Source organism: Chryseobacterium sp. 2VB (genome assembly GCF_005503635.1).
GTDB classification, from domain to species: domain Bacteria; phylum Bacteroidota; class Bacteroidia; order Flavobacteriales; family Weeksellaceae; genus Chryseobacterium; species Chryseobacterium cupriresistens.
On record NZ_SCNC01000006.1, the window covers coordinates 64,484 to 83,519 of the forward strand.

19 protein-coding genes are annotated in these 19,036 nt (G+C 36.4%); 7 read left to right on the top strand and 12 right to left on the bottom strand.

The features are described 5' to 3' along the window. Positions 1–12 precede the first annotated feature (12 nt). Complete coding sequence (locus FFS26_RS07980) at positions 13–657, top strand: vancomycin high temperature exclusion protein (protein ID WP_137904769.1); 645 nt, start codon at positions 13–15, stop codon at positions 655–657. 349 nt (positions 658–1,006) lie between these two features. Continuing rightward, the gene (trpS, locus tag FFS26_RS07985) at positions 1,007–1,975 is read left to right on the top strand and encodes a tryptophan--tRNA ligase (RefSeq protein WP_110009868.1); all 969 of its coding nucleotides are present in this window, start codon (positions 1,007–1,009) and stop codon (positions 1,973–1,975) included. Between the two features lie 64 nt (positions 1,976–2,039). On the opposite strand, the gene FFS26_RS07990 is transcribed toward trpS, so the two are convergent. The 8 genes from FFS26_RS07990 to FFS26_RS08030 form a co-directional block, all read right to left on the bottom strand. Beyond that, on the bottom strand, positions 2,040–3,326 hold the full coding sequence (locus tag FFS26_RS07990) for a sensor histidine kinase (protein WP_110009869.1): 1,287 nt from the start codon (positions 3,324–3,326) through the stop codon (positions 2,040–2,042). Then, positions 3,326–3,997: a response regulator transcription factor gene (locus FFS26_RS07995; RefSeq protein WP_110009870.1), complete on the bottom strand. Its 672-nt coding sequence runs from the start codon at positions 3,995–3,997 to the stop codon at positions 3,326–3,328. The genes FFS26_RS07990 and FFS26_RS07995 overlap by 1 nt, the downstream gene beginning before the upstream one ends. Positions 3,998–4,444: 447 nt before the next feature. After that, positions 4,445–4,894: a PepSY-like domain-containing protein gene (locus FFS26_RS08005; RefSeq protein ID WP_110009872.1), complete on the bottom strand. Its 450-nt coding sequence runs from the start codon at positions 4,892–4,894 to the stop codon at positions 4,445–4,447. A gap of 228 nt (positions 4,895–5,122) precedes the next feature. After that, on the bottom strand, positions 5,123–5,818 hold the full coding sequence (locus FFS26_RS08010; protein ID WP_110009873.1) for a YjjG family noncanonical pyrimidine nucleotidase: 696 nt from the start codon (positions 5,816–5,818) through the stop codon (positions 5,123–5,125). A 202-nt stretch (positions 5,819–6,020) separates the two neighbouring features. Further along, a complete protein-coding gene (locus FFS26_RS08015) occupies positions 6,021–6,611 on the bottom strand; it encodes an RNA polymerase sigma factor (RefSeq protein ID WP_110009874.1) in 591 nt (196 codons plus the stop codon). A 193-nt stretch (positions 6,612–6,804) separates the two neighbouring features. Further along, the gene (locus FFS26_RS08020; RefSeq protein WP_110009875.1) at positions 6,805–7,296 is read right to left on the bottom strand and encodes a hypothetical protein; all 492 of its coding nucleotides are present in this window, start codon (positions 7,294–7,296) and stop codon (positions 6,805–6,807) included. Positions 7,297–7,380: 84 nt separating this feature from the next. Further along, positions 7,381–8,661 carry a methionine adenosyltransferase gene (gene metK, locus FFS26_RS08025; RefSeq protein ID WP_110009876.1) on the bottom strand — a complete coding sequence of 427 codons (1,281 nt, stop codon included), beginning with the start codon at positions 8,659–8,661 and terminating at the stop codon, positions 7,381–7,383. 235 nt (positions 8,662–8,896) lie between these two features. Continuing rightward, positions 8,897–9,847 carry a LysR substrate-binding domain-containing protein gene (locus FFS26_RS08030; RefSeq protein ID WP_047428937.1) on the bottom strand — a complete coding sequence of 317 codons (951 nt, stop codon included), beginning with the start codon at positions 9,845–9,847 and terminating at the stop codon, positions 8,897–8,899. 131 nt (positions 9,848–9,978) lie between these two features. On the opposite strand from FFS26_RS08030, the gene FFS26_RS08035 reads away from it, so the two are divergent. The 5 genes from FFS26_RS08035 (at position 9,979) to FFS26_RS08055 (ending at position 14,246) form a co-directional block, all read left to right on the top strand. After that, the gene (locus FFS26_RS08035; protein ID WP_137904770.1) at positions 9,979–11,466 is read left to right on the top strand and encodes a catalase; all 1,488 of its coding nucleotides are present in this window, start codon (positions 9,979–9,981) and stop codon (positions 11,464–11,466) included. Between the two features lie 105 nt (positions 11,467–11,571). Beyond that, positions 11,572–12,339: an enoyl-CoA hydratase/isomerase family protein gene (locus FFS26_RS08040; protein ID WP_110009877.1), complete on the top strand. Its 768-nt coding sequence runs from the start codon at positions 11,572–11,574 to the stop codon at positions 12,337–12,339. Between the two features lie 54 nt (positions 12,340–12,393). Further along, positions 12,394–12,816: a deoxycytidylate deaminase gene (locus FFS26_RS08045; RefSeq protein ID WP_007844123.1), complete on the top strand. Its 423-nt coding sequence runs from the start codon at positions 12,394–12,396 to the stop codon at positions 12,814–12,816. Positions 12,817–12,822: 6 nt separating this feature from the next. Beyond that, complete coding sequence (xerD, locus tag FFS26_RS08050) at positions 12,823–13,737, top strand: site-specific tyrosine recombinase XerD (RefSeq protein ID WP_110009878.1); 915 nt, start codon at positions 12,823–12,825, stop codon at positions 13,735–13,737. Next, positions 13,734–14,246 (top strand): NUDIX hydrolase, encoded by a 513-nt coding sequence (locus tag FFS26_RS08055; protein ID WP_110009879.1) that lies wholly within the window; start codon positions 13,734–13,736, stop codon positions 14,244–14,246. Before xerD ends, FFS26_RS08055 begins: the two co-directional genes overlap by 4 nt. Positions 14,247–14,346: 100 nt before the next feature. On the opposite strand, the gene FFS26_RS08060 is transcribed toward FFS26_RS08055, so the two are convergent. The 4 genes from FFS26_RS08060 to FFS26_RS08075 all read right to left on the bottom strand — a co-directional run bounded on the left by FFS26_RS08060 (position 14,347) and on the right by FFS26_RS08075 (position 19,005). Further along, positions 14,347–14,805, bottom strand: coding sequence for a heme-binding domain-containing protein (locus tag FFS26_RS08060; protein WP_110009880.1), 459 nt, complete (start codon positions 14,803–14,805; stop codon positions 14,347–14,349). Positions 14,806–14,809: 4 nt separating this feature from the next. Beyond that, a complete protein-coding gene (locus FFS26_RS08065; RefSeq protein WP_137904771.1) occupies positions 14,810–16,609 on the bottom strand; it encodes an Ig-like domain-containing protein in 1,800 nt (599 codons plus the stop codon). Positions 16,610–16,634: 25 nt separating this feature from the next. Then, positions 16,635–17,897 (bottom strand): serine hydrolase domain-containing protein, encoded by a 1,263-nt coding sequence (locus FFS26_RS08070; RefSeq protein ID WP_137904772.1) that lies wholly within the window; start codon positions 17,895–17,897, stop codon positions 16,635–16,637. A 178-nt stretch (positions 17,898–18,075) separates the two neighbouring features. Next, positions 18,076–19,005 (bottom strand): 2-hydroxyacid dehydrogenase, encoded by a 930-nt coding sequence (locus FFS26_RS08075; protein WP_110009883.1) that lies wholly within the window; start codon positions 19,003–19,005, stop codon positions 18,076–18,078. Between the last annotated feature and the right edge of the window lie 31 nt (positions 19,006–19,036).

Here is a 19,036-nt window from a genome sequence, read left to right on the forward strand (position 1 = left end):
ATCTATTTTCAGATGAATAAAATAATCAAAAATATTGTTAAATTTTTCCTGCTTCTTATGGTTGCAGGAATTATTTTTATTGCCTGGGCAAATTACAGCATCAAAAAAGACAGTGCACCATTTGTTTCCAACAATATTGCTGATGTACCGGAATCAAAAACCGGCTTATTACTGGGAACCGGAAAACTTCTGAACAACGGAACCCCAAATGCTTATTTCTACAACAGAATTAAGGCTGCTGCCGATTTATACAAAAGCGGAAAAATACAATACATCATCGTTAGTGGTGACAATAGCACCAAAGATTATAATGAGCCTGAAGATATGCAGCTGGCATTGATGCAGCAAGGAGTTCATCATGATAAAATTATTTTAGACCATGCCGGATTCAGAACACTGGATTCTGTAGTAAGAGCAAAAGACATTTTCGGTCAGACGAAACTGGTCATTATCTCACAGAAATTCCATAATGAAAGAGCTGTTTTTCTGGCCAGAAAAAATGGAATGGATGCCTTTGGATATAACGCAGAGGATGTGAATAAGTATGCGGGCTTAAAGACCAATTTGAGAGAGTATCTGGCAAAAGCTAAAGCCTATTGGGATCTTCTTTTTGGTGTGGAACCGAAATTTGGAGGGGAAAAAATTGTTATTCCTTAATATTTTTCCACGGATTACGAAGAGCTTTCAGATGATTGGGGAAAGATAGACAGATTATCCGGATTGGTAGATCTTGGCAAAGCCAATGGATATTGTATTTTAAGATGGCTGGGCTTTCTTCGGCTCCGCTCAGAGTTATACCCACCCCTATTGAATTTTAATAACAACATCTTTTATCTTTTATCTTTTATCTTTTATCTTTTATCTTTTATCTTTTATCTTTTATCTTTTATCTTTTATCTTTTATCTTTTATCTTTTATCTTTTATCTTTTATCTTTTATCTTTCATTATTCCCGGCAAACCTCGTAAATTTGCTGTTCATTAATTTTTAATATAAATTGTAAACAAATGTCAAGAATTCTTACCGGCATTCAAGCCACCGGAACACCCCATCTTGGAAATTTATTAGGGGCCATTATTCCTGCTATTGAGTTATCCAAACAGGAAGGAAATGAATCATTTTTATTTATTGCGAATCTACACACACTTACCCAGATAAAAGATGCGCAGACTTTAAGACAAAATACCTACGAGATTGCTGCGGCTTGGCTTGCTTGTGGATTAGATACTGAAAAAACATATTTCTACAGACAAAGTGATATCGCTGAAACCTGTGAACTTTCTTGGCATTTATCATGTTTTTTTCCTTATCAAAGATTAACATTAGCTCATTCATTTAAGGATAAAGCAGACAGGCTTCAGGATGTAAATGCAGGTTTGTTTACTTACCCTATTCTGATGGCTGCAGATATTTTATTGTATGATGCTGAAATTGTACCTGTAGGAAAAGATCAGCTTCAGCACCTGGAATTTGCAAGAGATGTAGCTTCAAGATTCAACAACCAGATGGGTGAAATTCTTGTTCTTCCACAATCTGAACTTCAGGAGGACACTAAATATGTTCCCGGGACAGACGGACAGAAAATGTCAAAATCAAGAGGAAATATCATCAACATTTTCTTACCTGAAAAGGAGCTGAAAAAACAGGTGATGAGCATTGAATCAGATTCTAAGTCTTTAGAAGAGCCTAAGGATCCTGATACGGACAAAACATTCCAGATTTATCAGCTGATTGCTACGCCTGAACAGACTGAAGAATTAAGAGCAAAATATCTTGCTGGAAACTTCGGATACGGACATGCTAAGAAAGAACTTCTGGATCTTATTCTGGTACGTTTTGAGAAGGAAAGAGAAACGTTCGCCTATTATATGAACAATCTCGATGAGCTCGAAGCAAAACTTCAGCAGGGAGCAGAGAAAACCAGACCTATAGCGCTGGAAACGCTGAAAAGAGTAAGAACAAGCTTAGGATTTTAATCTGAGTTTTACACATAAGAAAGCCTTTCGTCTGAAAGGCTTTTTCTATTGATATAAAGTATTATTAATGGGTATTATTCTTTGTCAGAATAAAGTAATGCATCTGATCTCCATATTCATAATTAATATCCCAGCCTGGATATTGTTTAATAATGGTTTTGATGATAGACAGCCCTAATCCTGTAGAAGTATGATCTGAACCCTGTTTATAGAAACGGTTAAAGATTCTGGATTTATCTAAAGGTTCAGCACTTCCGCTGTTTTGAAATGTTATCCGGTTATTTTCCACGATAATGTTTAAAATCCCTTCCTGATGGTTATATTTAACTGCATTTTTAAGAAGGTTGGATAAAAGAATATCTGCCAGATCCTGATTAAAATCAGCAACAAATTTTCCTTTCTCAATAATGCTGACCTCTACTTTTTTGAAGGCAATAAAGTCTTCATAATTCTGAACAAGCTGGGTGATCATTCTGTTAAAATCAACGTCTGAAGTTTTATTAAACTGGCTGTTTTCAATCCTGGAAAGCATGAGTAAGGATTTGTTCAGTCCAACCATTCTTCTCAGGTCGTTTTTCACTTCAGTAAGAAAATTGAGATTCTTTTTATCTAAATCATCATTCTGAATCATAAGATCAATTTTATTGATCACAATAGCCAAAGGAGTCTGAAGTTCATGGGAAGCGTTTTCAATAAACTGTTTCTGCTGATAGAAAACCAATTCATTACGTTCAATCATTTCATTGATTTCTACATTTAATTCTTCAAACTCGGTGATCTTATAGTTCTGTTTTTCCTGGGAAAAAGGAATTCCAAACTGATATTTTTTTAGTTTATCCAATATCTGATAGAACGGTCTCATCGCCTTATTAAGAAGATATCCGTTAACAGCTACGATACTTATCACCAAAAGGATGTAAAGTACTATTAAGGCTGTTGTGAGATCGTATATCAATTCGTCCTCTTCTACCGTTGAAGTCCTGATAACAAGCCGCTGATGCCCTTTGAACTGATCAATAAAGTCGGCTTCCAAAACCCTGTAAGGCTGATCTTTATCATCATATTCCATATAATACATCTTATTGTACAGCCTGCTTTTATTCTGATAATCTCCGGCTTTGATCGGATTGATTTTAAATTCATTGAATCCAAATTCATTATTCTTCAAAAGCTGGGGATTAAGATAAACAGCTTTAATAATCTGTATTTTTCTATCTCTTAAGCCATCATCTACATTATCGTGTACTTCATCCAGAATGTAGGCATAAAAAAGACCTGCCCACACTGCTATAATCAGCAGCAGGATCATGATCAGGTACTTTATCGTGTAATATTTTAATGAAGTTTTCATCAGATCAATTTGTATCCTATTCCGTACACCGCCTGAAAATCGGCCTCTGCATGTAGAGTTTTCAGTTTTTTACGAAGATTTTTAATCTGGGAATAAATGAAATCCAGACTGTCTGCCTGATCGATATAATCTCCCCAGATGGCTTCCGCCAGTGTTGTTTTCTGTAAGGTCTTCTCCGGATGAATCACAAAATAATATAAAAGGTCATATTCTTTACGGTTAAGAACAAGCTCTTCATCACCTACTTTCACCGTTCTGTTCTCCGGGTCAATGCTGATATTTTTGTAGCGGATGATATTTTCACCATCCTGATTTTTCCTTCTGATCACAGACCTGATTCTGGCCATGAGCTCCGCAAGGTGGAAAGGTTTTGCAAGATAGTCATCCGCTCCTATTTCCAGCCCTGCCACCTTATCATCTACTGAGTCTTTGGCAGAAAGTATGATCACAGGATCTTTCTTGTGCATTTTTTTGATCTCTTTCAGCAGATCGATTCCATTTCCATCAGGCAGCATAATATCCAGCAAAATACAGTCGTATTCGTAAGAAATAATTTTTTCCAGTCCGCCACTGTAATTTTCTGCATACTCTACAATGAAGTGTTCTGCCTCCAGAAATTTCTGTACGGTATCTTTCAGTTCGGGTTCATCTTCTACTATTAAAATCTTCATATTCCGGATCTATATGCTCTGCTGCATGATTTATTTATATCAAATATAGGAAATTATAAGGAGGAAGCCTTAGATAGAGATACCCATCTGAAAGTCTACGATAATATCATCAGTATAAGGGTGATATGGTAACTTACCGATAAGAAATCTATAAAATGGAAATGCTCTCTGCCTCCTTCCTTCAGGTTCTTTTTCATGAATCTTTTAATTTGATTTCACATGCCGGCCGTCTGCATCAAAAACAAGACACAAACCATTCATTAAATGAATTTTATAGGCACTGTATTTTTTTTCAATAGAATCAATGATGCTGCAAGGATGATTCCTTGTCATAAATGAAACCATATTCTTTCTAATCTGAGCAGAAGAAAGCTTTCTTCCATTGCTGTTTATTACATTCCAGTTGACCATAGTAATTAATATTGAGTGTTTGTATTCGGTTAAATGTTAATCATCGATTTTTTTAAAATTCCCGTTTCGGTCAAATTCAAGCTCCAATCCATTGGAAAGTTCTGCCTTATAAGACCATCTTTTCTTTTCGATCTTGATGATGTAAGTATTGGGAAAATTCTTTGTGCTGTAATTTTTGATCGACGCAGGGATGAAACCATATGGAATTTTCTGGTGTTTACCATCCACTTCTTTCCAGTTTCCACTGCTGTCAAACTCCATTTTCATTCCATTAGTCAGATATACTTTGTATTCATCAACTCCATAAATTTCTCTGTCTTCTATTGCAGAGTTTACAGGGATGCCTTTAAAATGTACTGCAAGAAAGGTTTTGGCTGTCTTTGGTAACTGATTTGCTGTGATTGCTCTGTCTTGTGCGGAAACTAAGCCTCCGATTAATAAAAAAACAATCATTAATACTCCGGTGATTTTCTTTACATTTTTCATACGATTTAATTTTTTTCTGTTAGTATTATAGAGCAAAGTTGCCAATCAATTTGGGAAAGAATTGGGAAAAATGATTTCGGTAAAAAATAAATGCGGCAAAGTTTGGATTTAACCCCAGATGATCACAGATGTCTGCGTTGATTTTTAGAAAATATTTAAAAAACAAAAAAAAACCACTAAGATGATCTTAATGGCTTTTTACAGTATAGACTTTATTGTCTTTCATTTTTACAAGTATTCCTTAATCTGCTGAAGATGGGTAATGGCTTTTAAACCTTCCTTCTGTTTATCTTCTTTATAGACATCAAAGAAAATAGCATCCATTCCGAAGTCTGTTGCTCCCATGGCATCTGCAATCCAGTCGTCACCAATCAGGATACTTTCTTCTTTTCTGGCTTCAGAAAGTCCCAGCGAGTATTCAAAAATCCTTGGATTGGGCTTTCTCACTCCTACGGCATCCGCACTGGTAATTGTTGTAAAATAAGGAGCTATTCCGGAAAGGGTACATTTTCTTTCCGTCACTTCCTGAAATCCGTTGGAAATAATGTGTAACGTATAGTCTTTAGCTTTCAGATATTCCAGAACATCCTCTGCTCCCTCTACCAGTTCATTATGGCTCACAATATTATCCAGGAAATGTTCTTCAAAATAAAGGGCAAGCTCTTTATTATCGATTCCGAAATGTTTGAATGAGTCATAAAAACGGTGTTCTCTCAGGTACTCTTTGCCAATAATCCCGTCTCTGATCTTTTCCCACAACTCTTCGTTGATATCGTGATACACAGAATGAAACTCTTCAAAGTCAATATGATACTTCGAAGTAATTTCCTGTTTTTCAAAAAGATCTTTGATGGTAAGATAGGCATTTCTGCGATGATCCCAGAGTGTATTATCCAGGTCAAAAAAAACGTGCTGCATTTTCATACAGCACAAAGTTAATAATTTTAATTTTTTGTAATAGGATAATTTTTGCTCTTGCTTTTCACAATCTCAAGGCTTTTAGAAAAATTCAGCAAAAAATAAATTGTTTGTTTCTTAGGTTTCAAAGTTTTCACTTTTAAAGAATCATTTTTTTTCATAGGCGAAGTATGTTTTCTTTAAAACGTGAAATTTTCTGAAATATTATTTATCTCGTTAATATTATATTATTTTCGTCCATGATTTTTCTCAGGTTGATCAGTGCATATCTTACTCTTCCTAAAGTTGTATTAATACTCATCTCTGTATGATCTGCAATTTCTTTGAAGCTTAAACCATCGAAAAACCTCAGTTTGATTACTTCCTGTTGGTTTTGCGGCAAAAACTGCAGCATTCGCAGAAGATCCTCCTGAATCTGATTGGTTACCAGCTGATCTTCAATATTTTCTGAGGGTTCTCTGATCAAATCAAAAATAGAATATTCATCCGTTTCAAAAGTAGTTTCCGAAACTTTGATATTCTTTGCTTTTGACCTGAAATGATCGATGATTAAATTGTGAGAAATTCTTTTCGCCCACAGAATAAATTTACCTTCTTCATTATAGCGTCCTTCTTTTAGCATCACAATGATTTTCATGAATGTATCCTGAAAGATATCATTGGCCAAATCTTCATCATTAATTTTGTAAAAAATGAATGTAAAAAGTTCTCTCTGATGTCTGTGAATGAGGGTTGACAATGCCGCCTCATCACCTTTCTGGTAAAGGGAAATTAGTAAACTATCCGATTTTGATTTCATAACTCTTCTCAATATAAATATTTGCAGACAGGTATTCCTCCAGATATTTCTTCTGGCCTTTGCTGTGTAAACAAAACAGTTCTAGAGTAGAGTCTCTTCTATAGGCGGTACAAATTATTATGATGTAAATATAATAATTTTTTAATAACTGTTAACCTATTATTAAATTTTATAGAGAAAAATCTAAAAAAAATCATTTAAACATATCATGAATGAATACGGTAGGAATATTTAATGTAAAATTAATATTAAGCCCTTTCATCTCTTTTCCGTTCAGACGGGTATCTCCAACAGGAAAAGCATATCCTCCGGTGAGATCCAGAATCCCGAATAAGGTAACTCCTATTTTAGGAGCAATGTATTTATTGGTTCCTTCAACGCCTGCTAAAAAGTAATAAGAGTGATAGAAGTCTACATTCTTTTCAAAATTAAGAAGTACATCTGCCTGCAGTTTCGGCATAATAGCAAATTTGGAATCCACAGATCCCATCATGGCAGAACCTCCCAATCTGTAAATTACATCATCATTTTTAAGAAAAAGTAATTTCCCTCCTACTTCACCAAAACTTTGATTCTGGTAAGTATACCCAACACTGATCATTTTATGCATGGTATATTGAGCTTTTACTAATGTACTTAGCAAAAACAGAGACAGGGCGGCAACTACAGTTCTAAAATTCATCATCTTTCTATATTATTAAGGTGTAAAATTAAAAAAAACTGCCTTATCCAAAGATAAAGCAGTTCATTATTATTCTTTAAAGAGAAATTAAATTCCAAAAGCGGCTTTAATTTCCTCTACTTTGTCAAGTTTCTCCCAGGTAAAGAATTCAAGATCTTTTAACGTGATCTCATTCTTATGACCTTTATTGAATGTTTTATCAGCTACATAATGCTCTTTACCCATGTGCCCGTAAGAAGCGGTTTCCTGATAAATAGGGTTCCTTAATTTTAAGTTCTGCTCAATAGCATAAGGTCTTAAGTCGAAAATAGCGGAAACTTTTTTCGCGATATCCCCATCATGAAGATCCACTTTTGCAGTTCCGTACGTATTAATATACAAACCACAAGGCTCAGCTACTCCAATAGCATAAGAAACCTGCACCAGAACTTCATCGGCCACTCCTGCCGCCACCAGGTTTTTAGCAATGTGTCTTGTTGCATACGCAGCACTTCTGTCTACTTTAGAAGGATCTTTTCCGGAGAAAGCACCACCACCGTGAGCTCCTTTACCACCGTAAGTATCTACGATGATTTTTCTACCTGTAAGGCCGGTATCTCCGTGAGGTCCTCCGATTACAAATTTCCCTGTAGGATTGATGTGATATTTGATCTGATCGTTAAATAAAGCTTTAATTTCCTCAGTTTGCTGTGCAACAACTCTTGGAACCAGAATATTTTTAATATCCTCACGGATCTTGTTCAACATTTCTTCTTCCGTACCAAAGTCATCGTGCTGAGTAGAAACTACAATAGAATCAATTCTGATAGGCTTATGATCATCAGAATACTCAATCGTTACCTGGCTTTTTGCATCCGGACGAAGATAAGTGATCTCCTTATTTTCTCTTCTGATAGCAGAAAGTTCTTTAAGGATCGTGTGGGCAAGATCTAATGCAAGGGGCATATAATTAGCCGTTTCATTAGTGGCATAGCCGAACATCATTCCCTGGTCTCCAGCTCCCTGTGCATTTGCTTTAGCTTCAAAAGACTCATCATTTACTGCTCTGTCAACACCCTGGTTGATATCTGGCGACTGTTCATGGATTGCAGAAATAACTCCACAAGAGTCTCCATTGAACATATATTCTCCTTTTGTATATCCGATACCGTTGATTACTTCTCTGGCAATAGTCTGTACATCAAGGTAAGCATCTGATTTTACTTCTCCTGCCAATACCACCTGTCCGGTAGTTACAAGAGTTTCACATGCTACTTTTGAATCTTTATCATATGCTAAGAAATGGTCGATTAATGCATCGGAAATTTGGTCGGCAATTTTATCCGGATGTCCTTCTGAAACTGATTCAGATGTAAATAAATAAGACATATAATTCTTTTGTTTTTAAAGATTTAAAATAGTGTTTGCGAAAAATATGAATGAAATTGCCCAGAAAAAAGAATACTGTTTTAGCATTTTTTTATAGAGGTTGCAATCAGGTCAAATTTTTCCTCGTAATAAACGTCAGCAAATTTAAGTACTATTTTCCTAATACTCAAAAATTTTGTTTACTAATTACAATTTTATTTAAATTGATGATTTCTATCACTTTAAAGCATTTTGATTACTGAGGCTTTATGCTTACAAATTCTTTCGGACTTTCGTGGTAATTCAGCTTAAGCTCTAAAGAAGTCTTGATAGAATGTGACAATTCATCAATAATCTTTTGCTTAAATGTAGGCTTATAATAAATAATACTGATTTCTCTATAAGGGAAAGGCTTTTTGAATCTGAAGACATTTTTCTTCTGCTCTTCTGAAAGCTGGCTCAGTGCCAGTTCTGGAAGAATACTGATACCGCCTACTTTATCAACCATGTGTACCAGAGTCTGGATATTGGAAGCCAGGAAATCCAGATTTTTAGGCTTCAGGGTATTTTCTTTCAGGTGGCAGATATTTTCGAACTGATTTCTCAGGCAGTTTCCTTCTTCAAGAAGCCATACTTTCTCCACATTCAGATCTTCCGGAATGATGTAAGAATTCTTTTTATTAGCCTCTGTATTGGAACTGTAAATCATCAATTCCTCGTTGAACAGGAAATCCTGATAAAACTCGTCAGCCGTATCATAAGGAGTAGAGATAATTCCCGCATCCAGTTCTCCTGCTTTCAGAGCTTTAATAATATTATCAGTTGTCATTTCTTTTACATTCATCTGAATTTTCGGATTATCTTCAAGGAATTTGAAAATCTCCGTTGGCAGGATGAAAGAAGAAACGGTAGGAATGATTCCCAGATTGATGGTACCTCCTAAAATATTGTTCAAAAGGTTGGCTTTGTTTTTCAGCTCATTGACAGACTCGATAATTACCTTTGCCTGGTCAATAATCTGAAGACCTACATCCGTGGTACGGATTGGGTGGGTAGTTCTGTCGAAAACCTTTACATCCAGTTCATCCTCAAATTTCTGTATCATGGCACTTAACGTAGGTTGGGTAATAAAACACGCCTGAGCGGCCTTACCAAAATGTTTATACTTATCTACAGCGATAAGATACTCCAGTTGCTGAATGTTCATTTGATTAATATTATCTATTACAAAGATATAACGTTTTTGCTATTAGCAATTAAAAATTCAAGTAAATTTGATATTCATTACCTTTACAGTGGATTTAGGAAAAAGAAACAATTATTCAAATCATCAATTATATGGATTCTAAAAAATTAACGTTAAGTAACGGCGCACCTTATTTTGAACATCAGGATTCACAGACGGTAGGACCAAGAGGCCCGGTATTGCTGCAGGACTTTATTCTTCAGGAGAATCTTGCGCATTTCGTTAGGGAAAGAATTCCTGAAAGGATTGTGCATGCCAAAGGAAGCGGAGCGTACGGAACATTCACCGTAACGCATGATATCAGCCAGTACACGAAAGCAAAACTGTTTTCAAAAGTAGGAAACACGTGCAGAATGTTCGCAAGATTTTCCACGGTGGGAGGCGAAAAAGGAAGCGCGGATACGGCAAGGGATCCAAGAGGTTTTGCCTTAAAATTTTATACTGAAGACGGGAACTGGGATCTTGTAGGAAACAATACGCCCGTGTTCTTTATTAAGGATGCAAAAAAATTCCCGGATTTTATTCATACTCAGAAAAGAGTCCCGAAAACCAATTTAAAAAGCGCCACTATGATGTGGGATTTCTGGAGCTTAAATCCGGAATCGCTTCATCAGGTTCTGATATTGATGTCAGACAGAGGAACTCCATATGGTTACAGACATATGCATGGTTTCGGATCTCATACATTCTCCATGATCAATGATAAAAATGAAAGGGTGTGGGTGAAATTCCATTTTAAAACAAAACAAGGTGTCAAAAATTTCACGGATGAAGAAGCCGTAAAAATGGCAGGAGAAAACCCTGATTTTGCTCAGGAAGATCTTTGCAACGCTATTGAAAACGGGGATTTCCCTAAATGGACGATGTACATTCAGGTCATGACAGAAGAACAGGCAAAAGATTTCAGATGGAATCCGTTTGATGTGACCAAAGTATGGTTCCATGATGATTTCCCTCTGATTGAGGTAGGAGAAATGGAGCTTAACGAAATACCTGTTAATTATTTCGCCCATGTGGAACAGTCTACTTTTTCACCTAGCAGCTTAATTAACGGAATCAGCTTCTCTCCTGATAAAATGCTGCAGGGAAGATTATTCTCCTATCCTGATGCTCACCGTTACAGAGTAGGTGTCAATGCCCATCAGCTGGAAGTGAACAGATGTCCTTTTGCTGTCAACAATTACCAAAGAGACGGTTTTATGGCAGATTCAAGCCACTATCAGGATAAACCGAATTATCATCCGAACAGTTTTGATGACATCAAGCCGGATTCATCTTATAAAAACTACGAATACGAGCTGGACAGTGCTCATGTTGCCAGCTACAACAGAAATGACAACGACAGTGATCACTATACCCAACCGGGACTGTTGTATTCAAAAGCAATGAATGCTGAGGACAGAGATCATTTGATCAAAAATATTGTAGGCAGCATGAGTGGTATCACAGGGCCGAAAAGAGATGAGATTATCAACCGGCAGTTATGTCACTTTTTCCGCGCCAACATTGAGCTTGGCATGAAAGTGGCTTCTCAACTAAATGTCAATATTGATGCAAATATGATGAATCATTCCAAATAATCATATTGAATGATAAATTAAAAAAAAGGAAAAAAAAATAATATTTTTTCCTTTTTTTTGTAAAAAATTCATAATTTGCAAAGGATGATATTTTAAAGTGGAAAAATGAGTTACGAGAACATATTATTAAAAAAAGAAGATAAATTATCTATCATTACCATAAACAGACCTGAGAGTTTAAATGCTTTAAATGCAAAAACAATTCAGGAAATCAGTACCGCACTGGATGAGCTTAACGCTGATACTTCATGCAGAGTCATTATCCTTACCGGAAGTGGAGAAAAATCTTTCGTAGCGGGAGCAGATATCAAGGAATTCAGTGAATTCGGACAGGAAAAAGCTGAAGAACTTGCAAGAAACGGACAAAATACATTGTTCAACAAAATTGAAAACATGTCTAAACCTGTCATTGCAGCCGTAAATGGTTTTGCATTAGGAGGAGGTTTGGAGCTTGCTATGGCATGCCACATCAGATATGCATCGGAAAACGCCAGATTAGGGCTTCCTGAAGTAACGCTTGGATTGATTCCGGGATATGGAGGAACTCAGAGGCTTCCGAAGCTTGTAGGAAAAGGTATTGCCAACGAAATGATCTTCTCAGCCAAAATGATTCTGGCTCAAAAAGCAAAAGAAATCGGACTGGTGAATGAAGTTTACCCTATTGAAGAATTATTAACCAAAACGAGAGAATTAGCAAACACGATTGCCTACAATTCACCAATGGCAATATCGAAGGCTATAAACGCCGTGAATTTATCGGATACGGAGAAAGGTTTTGAAACTGAAATCAAATATTTCGGAGAACTTTTTGAAATGGAAGATAAGAAAGAAGGAGTTACTGCGTTTCTAGAGAAGAGAAAACCTAACTTCTAAATCTTTCTAAAAGATTTTAATCCAAATTATTTCGAAAAAAAACAATGCTGCGGTATGAATAAGTTTGATAAAGCTTATCTAAAAATGGCTCAGGAATGGGCAAAACTCTCCTACTGTAAGAGAAAACAGGTGGGAGCTCTTATCGTAAAAGATAGGATGATTATTTCAGATGGTTACAACGGGACTCCTTCGGGATTCGAAAACTGCTGTGAAGATGAAGACGGAAAAACACACTGGTACGTATTGCATGCGGAAGCCAACGCTATATTAAAGCTGGCGGCCTCTACCCAATCTGCAAAAGGAGCAACGTTATATTTAACGCTGTCTCCCTGTAAAGAATGCAGCAAGCTGATTCTGCAGGCAGGGATTACGAGACTGGTGTATATTAATGAGTATTCGGATGACGATGGAATATCGTTCCTGAGAAACCATAACATTGAAATAGAACAAATATCGGACTGTGAACTAAAAAAATAAGCACAAATGACTTGGGATGAAAAGATCAAAGATTTTGAAATATTTCTTCGTTTCGAAAGAAATTTTTCAGAAAACACGCTCGACGCCTATGTTCGGGACATTAAAAAATTAAAAGATTACGCAGAAGAGGATCTGGAAAACGTCGGTCCAGACTCCATCGGTTACGAAAACCTGCAGGAATACATTTTCAATCTTTCCAAACAGAAATTCAGTGAGAGATCACAGGCAAGATGGATATCTTCCATCAAAGCTTTCTTCAAATTTCTGCTGGAGGATGAATATCGTGAAGACAATCCTGCGGCGTTACTTGAAGGTCCTAAACTGGGATTATATCTACCTGATACTTTAAGCCTGCCTGATATCAACAAAATTATTGCTGCTATTGAGGTCAATACAGATCTTGGAAAAAGAAACCAATGCATCATAGAGGTTCTATATGGCTGCGGACTTCGTGTTTCCGAACTGATCGATCTGAAGATATCCAATATCAACTTCAAAGAGCAATATATCAAGGTACACGGAAAAGGAAACAAAACCCGTTTTGTTCCTTTAGCTGATTATACGGCTGATCTGCTTGAAAGTTATATCAAAGAGGTTCGTTCTAAAGGTAAAATCAATAAGAAATATGAAGATACTCTGTTTTTAAACAGCCGTGGAACTTCCATGTCCAGGGTAATTGTATTTCTTATTATTAAAGAACTTACAGATAAAGCAGGGGTTAACAAAAAAATATCTCCACACACATTCAGACACTCATTTGCAACCCATTTATTACAGAATGGAGCAGATTTACGTTATATCCAGGAAATGCTGGGACATTCCAGTATTACAACAACGGAGATCTACACGCACCTGAAAACAGAAGAATTAAGGGATGTTATTTTGAGTTATCACCCGAGAAATATTAATATTGCTCAATGAAACTATTGAAATATTGCCCAAGCTGCGGCAAAGAGTCCTTACACTGGGATGGTGAAAAGAAATGGAGCTGTCCGGAATGTGGTTTTACTTTGTATAATAATGTGGCAGGCGCGGTAGCGGTTGTCATCAGATGTGGAGACGAAATTTACCTTACCAGAAGAAACAGAGACCCTAAAAAAGGAAAGCTGGATCTCGCGGGAGGATTTGTTGACCCTAAGGAAAGTGCAGAGGAAACCTGTAAAAGAGAACTTTTTGAAGAACTTCAGCTTGATATCGATATTTCTAACCTGAAATACCTTACCAGTCTTCCCAACATTTATCAATATAAAGAAATTGATTACAATACGATCGATCTCTTTTATGAATACAATGTTGCGGAAAAATTTGAGGTAAGTCTTGAACTCTCTGAAATCTCAGAAGCAGTCTGGATTCCTTTACAGGATCTGGATCTTGAAGATATCGCTTTCGATTCTCAGAAGAGATTTTTTGAGAGCTATATAAAGAAATAATTTTTGTAAAATATTCTCCCGTAGATTTTACAGATCAGCAGATCATTGTTTAAACAATATGCTTGGTTTGTAAAATCTGCGGGAGTTTTTTTAGGAGAAACTAATAGGTTTTAGTCTTCAGCATTTCTTCAAAATACTGAATCAGCAATGCTCTTTCAGCTTCTGAAAGATTGGCTTCTTTATGATAAACAATATAACCGGGCATCGGCATTGTTTTATTCTGAATGGTCTGAATGGATTTAGTCAGCATATTCTCCTTCAAATCCTTATTATAAGTTCCCCAGGTCGAAAAATTAAGATGTTCCCTACCTTCATTCACATGGCTTTTTACAGACCATGAAATGGGTGCGATAAAAGCATATTTCGGATAAACCGTTTCATTGGAATGGCAGTCATAGCAAGCGTTTTTAAGCAACGTTCTGACTTTTTCCGGTGATTTCCTTGAATCAACAAAGTTGACCGCAGAATCAACGGGTTTATTCACCCTGTCAACAGGGAAAAACTGAATCAGGGCAAACGCCACCAATGTCCAGAATACCATTTTCTTAGCCATCTTCATCTGCTTACTTAGCTGGAGTTAAAACAGCATTACCGGATTTAAATTCTTTTTTCTGCACTTGCTTCGTTGCTGCAGGTTCTGCAGACACCGGAGTTTCTGACGGAGATGGAGTGGCAGGTGCCGGAGCCGGCGTTGTTACAGTTGGTGATTTCGGACTATCAAGTGTTCTGGTATCTTTCAGATCCCAGTCCTCTCTCGTTTCCCATAAGGCTCTGACAATAACTTTTTTATAGAAAATATAAGCATCTTCAGCAAAAATATCATTCGCGAAATCTGCTTCGTCCCAATATTTGTTTCCGTTATTGTCCACCAGAATCCTTACGACATATTCTCCAGGTCTGAGTATATCAAACTTTACCTTATCTCCTTTGGTATATTTCTGATAAGCTACCTTGTCAGAATCCATTAACTGAATCCAGTAATTTGCTTCCGGCGGATTGGAAACAGAGAACTCAACACTTCCAAACTGATCTACTTTGGCAACATCAAAGTCAAAACGCTTTGATTGGGTATTTTTGGCATAGAATGAAGATACGGTTTCCTTAGGAACTGTAAGTTCATAGCTTTTTCCCATCACAAAGTCGGATTGAACATGAATCTGGTAAGGATTTGTTTCCGAGATTTTAGCAGTGAACGGTAAAGTTGTTAAACTGTCTCCTTTGGCTCTTAAAGTCCATTTTGAAGGGTCAATTTTATCAACAATATAGTTTGATGCAATTTTCAGATCTGCCTTTGGAGCGATAGAAGTTCCGTCGTTATCACTAAAGACATCCATAGCATTTTTCTTATTATATCTGTAAAATAAAGAAACGCTATAGGCACTGTCTTTTTTCGGACCTTTATTATGGGTGAAGATAAGCTTTTCATTTGCTTCCTGCCCCACATTATCCTTTACAGCATCAAACCAGATTCTTACAGAGTCTGATTTCGGATTGTGTGTTATCTTGACATCCTTTAATTTCTCGTTCAGCGACTGTACCTTTACTTCATCAGGATTTCCTTCAAAGGTCATCAGAACTCCTCCGGCTATCTCTTTCATTTCTACATACTTCACCGGTTTTTTGGAAGGGTATACCTTTAAGTTTAATCCTGAAATGGATTTCTCAACATTCACCGGATCTTTCTGGAACCCTACTTTTTCTTTTCCGGGATCATACATTGAATTTCCGTTCTCATCTTCAAAAGCAATAATTTTGTATTTTCCGGGAGTCAGGTAATTTAATTCGTAATATCCATCTTCATCTACCTTAGTGATATAGTAAGGCTTTTTCTTGTAATCCATGGTATCTTTTACCTGATACAATCCTACCACTAGCTTATTTTCTGTTGTAGTTCCGGTTTTCTTTTTAGTATCGAGGGCATCCTTTACTTCACCACTGATATACAAATCATCCAATTTGTCTCCTGTGGAAAAAGCAAAATTGAAATACCTAAGTATATTAGATTCGTTATTATCAACAATTGAATTTCCAAAATTGAAATTATAAGTGGTATTGGCCTGAAGGGTATCTGTCCACTGAATCAGAACAAATTTGTTGGCAATATTCGATGGAAGTATTCTCGTTATTCCTTTAATAGGAGGTGAAATAATCAGGTTTTTATTGATATCCTTCAATGTCACATATTCATCAAAATCCAGACGGAGTTCACGAATATCTCTTTTGACATTGATTCTTGTTGTATCAATGTTTGAGCTTAAAAACTTGGGTGCCAGGGTATCTTTAGGCCCTCCGACAGGAGATCCTACTCTTGCACATGAATGTACAAGAAAACAGATAATGAGTAATAAAAGAAACCTTTTCATGAAAATGTTTAGGCAAAAGTAAACATTATTCTCCAAAAACTTCCTGTCCGGAATTCAAAGTATCTTTATTGTCGTGCATAACGGTATGCAGCTTTTCCTTCTGCAAAGGGAAATCTTCGAATAAACCAGACAATGCAAGTGCTGTATATACTTTGTTTGAATATTTATTTCCAATAGCTACAATGGTAACCTTAGATTTTAAAAGATGGGCAAATACCGAGTTGGTGCCATGCCACCATCCGTTGTGATAGGTCAGCTTCTCGCCATTATCAAATATTTTCATTCTGAATCCTAATCCATAATTATTCATTCCTGCTTTTTCATTGCTGTAAGGAGTGAATACCATCTGCATCAGTTCCGGTTTCAGGAAATTTTTCGAAAACATTGCTTTTGAGAAATTGTATAAATCTCTTGGCGTAGTATACACATTTTTATCTCCGTAAATCAGATCAAGTCTGTCTAAAGGATACAACTTATTTCCTCCATAATAGAAAGACTGCGAAGCTGTAGGAATATCTTTTTCCTGGAAGATGTACGTGTTATTCATTTTCAATGGTGTGAAAACCATTTCTTTCATCGCCTGAGGGAAAGGAGTTTTAGTCACTTTCTCAATTAATAAAGCCAATAAAGCAAAATTCGTATTGCAATACATGAATCCTGTATCCGTATCTCTTGCCAGATCTGGTTTATATTTGATAATCATATTCAAAACATCTTCATTGGTAATGAAAGGTTTTGACAATTCTGCCGGAGCAGGCTGTATTTTGGTGATAAAATATTCGTATTTCGGAAGACCGCTTCTTTGATCCAGCAAAGTCTGAACGGTAACATTCGGGTATGGAAACCCCGGAAAAAACTGAGTAAGATGATCCGTTAATTTTATTTTTCCGGCCTCTATCAGCTTCATCATTGCCATTGCCGTTAAAGTCTTTGAAACTGAAGCTACATGCAACGGTGTATTTTTGTCGATCGGCATCTGGTTTCCTTCTCTTCCGAAACCTCTGTAATTTTCGTAAAGGATTTCATCTCCTTTGGCAACAAGAATTCCGCCGCTAAGGTCTCCTCCTTCCCATATCTTTTTGTAATACTGGTCTATATAGCTTACGGTAGTTTGTCTGTTCAAAAGCTGTCCGTCACCTTTTGTAAAAATATCACCCAGATCTACATTTCCATAGTTGGGCAGATTGGTTGTATTTTCAGCAGAAACTTCTTTGGCTTCAGCCTTTTTTTTACAGGAAAACAGGGATAAAAGAACAGTTAAGATAAGTACAAAATTACGCGTCGTCATGAGATTCAAAAATGAGCGGCAATTTAATAAAACTCAAAATAAATAATAAATATGAGGTGGATATTATGAATTATTTAACATAAATGGATGGAAAAGTAAAATATGGAAGGGCAAAATCATCAGAAAAGGCGGATTTACAAAAAGTAAATCCGCCTTTATATTTTATTTTTTAAACAACTTAACAGTGTGAAGCTACAATTTTATCTACAATAAACTGAGCCAGTTTTTCTTTACTTTGATGGGTCCATCCTGCAATATGAGGTGTAACAATGGCTTTCTCCGATTCAAGAAGATATTTCAGATCTTCATTTTCTGATTCAATGTTCTCGAAAGAAGACTTTTCATATTCCAGTACATCAAGACATGCACCTTTTACTTTCCCTGACTTCAATGCTTGTACTAAACTTTTAGTTTCCACATTTTTTCCTCTTGCAGTATTGACAAAATAAAAATCGTTTTTCATCTCTGCAATGAAAGTTTCGTCAATAAGATAGTGGGTTTCTGAAGTTAAAGGAATATGCAGGCTTACGACCTCTGCAGACTGTTTCAGTTCTTCCAGTGAAACCTGTGTTGCATATTCATCTGAAAGATCAGGAAGAATATCGTGGAAAATCACCTTACATCCGAACCCTGAAAGTCTTTTTGAAGTAGCTTTTCCCATGTTACCATAGCCAATCAATCCCACTGTTTTTCCCAACAGCTCATCTCCTCTGTTTTCTTCACGTTTCCAGATGCCGTTTTTCACTTCCTGGGAAGCAATAAAAAGTCTGTTCATGATCACCAGCAGCATTCCCACTACGTGCTCCGCCACAGAATCTCTGTTTCCCTCCGGAGAATTGATCAGCTGAATTCCAAGTTTTTCAGCAACAGGAATATCAATATTTTCCATTCCGGCACCTACTCTTGCGATGAACTTCAGATTCTTCCCTTTTTCCAGAAAGTTTTTGTCCAGTGGAATACGGCTTCTGATAATAATTCCATCATAGTTCTCAATTTTATCACAAACCTCATTATAAGACGATGTAAAATCCTCTTCTAAAATAAAATTCTGAGCCAAAAGCTGTTTAGTAATAAGAGGATGGTTTTTATCTAAAAGAAGTATTTTCATTTTTTATTAATGATTTTAGAGATAGGAACAG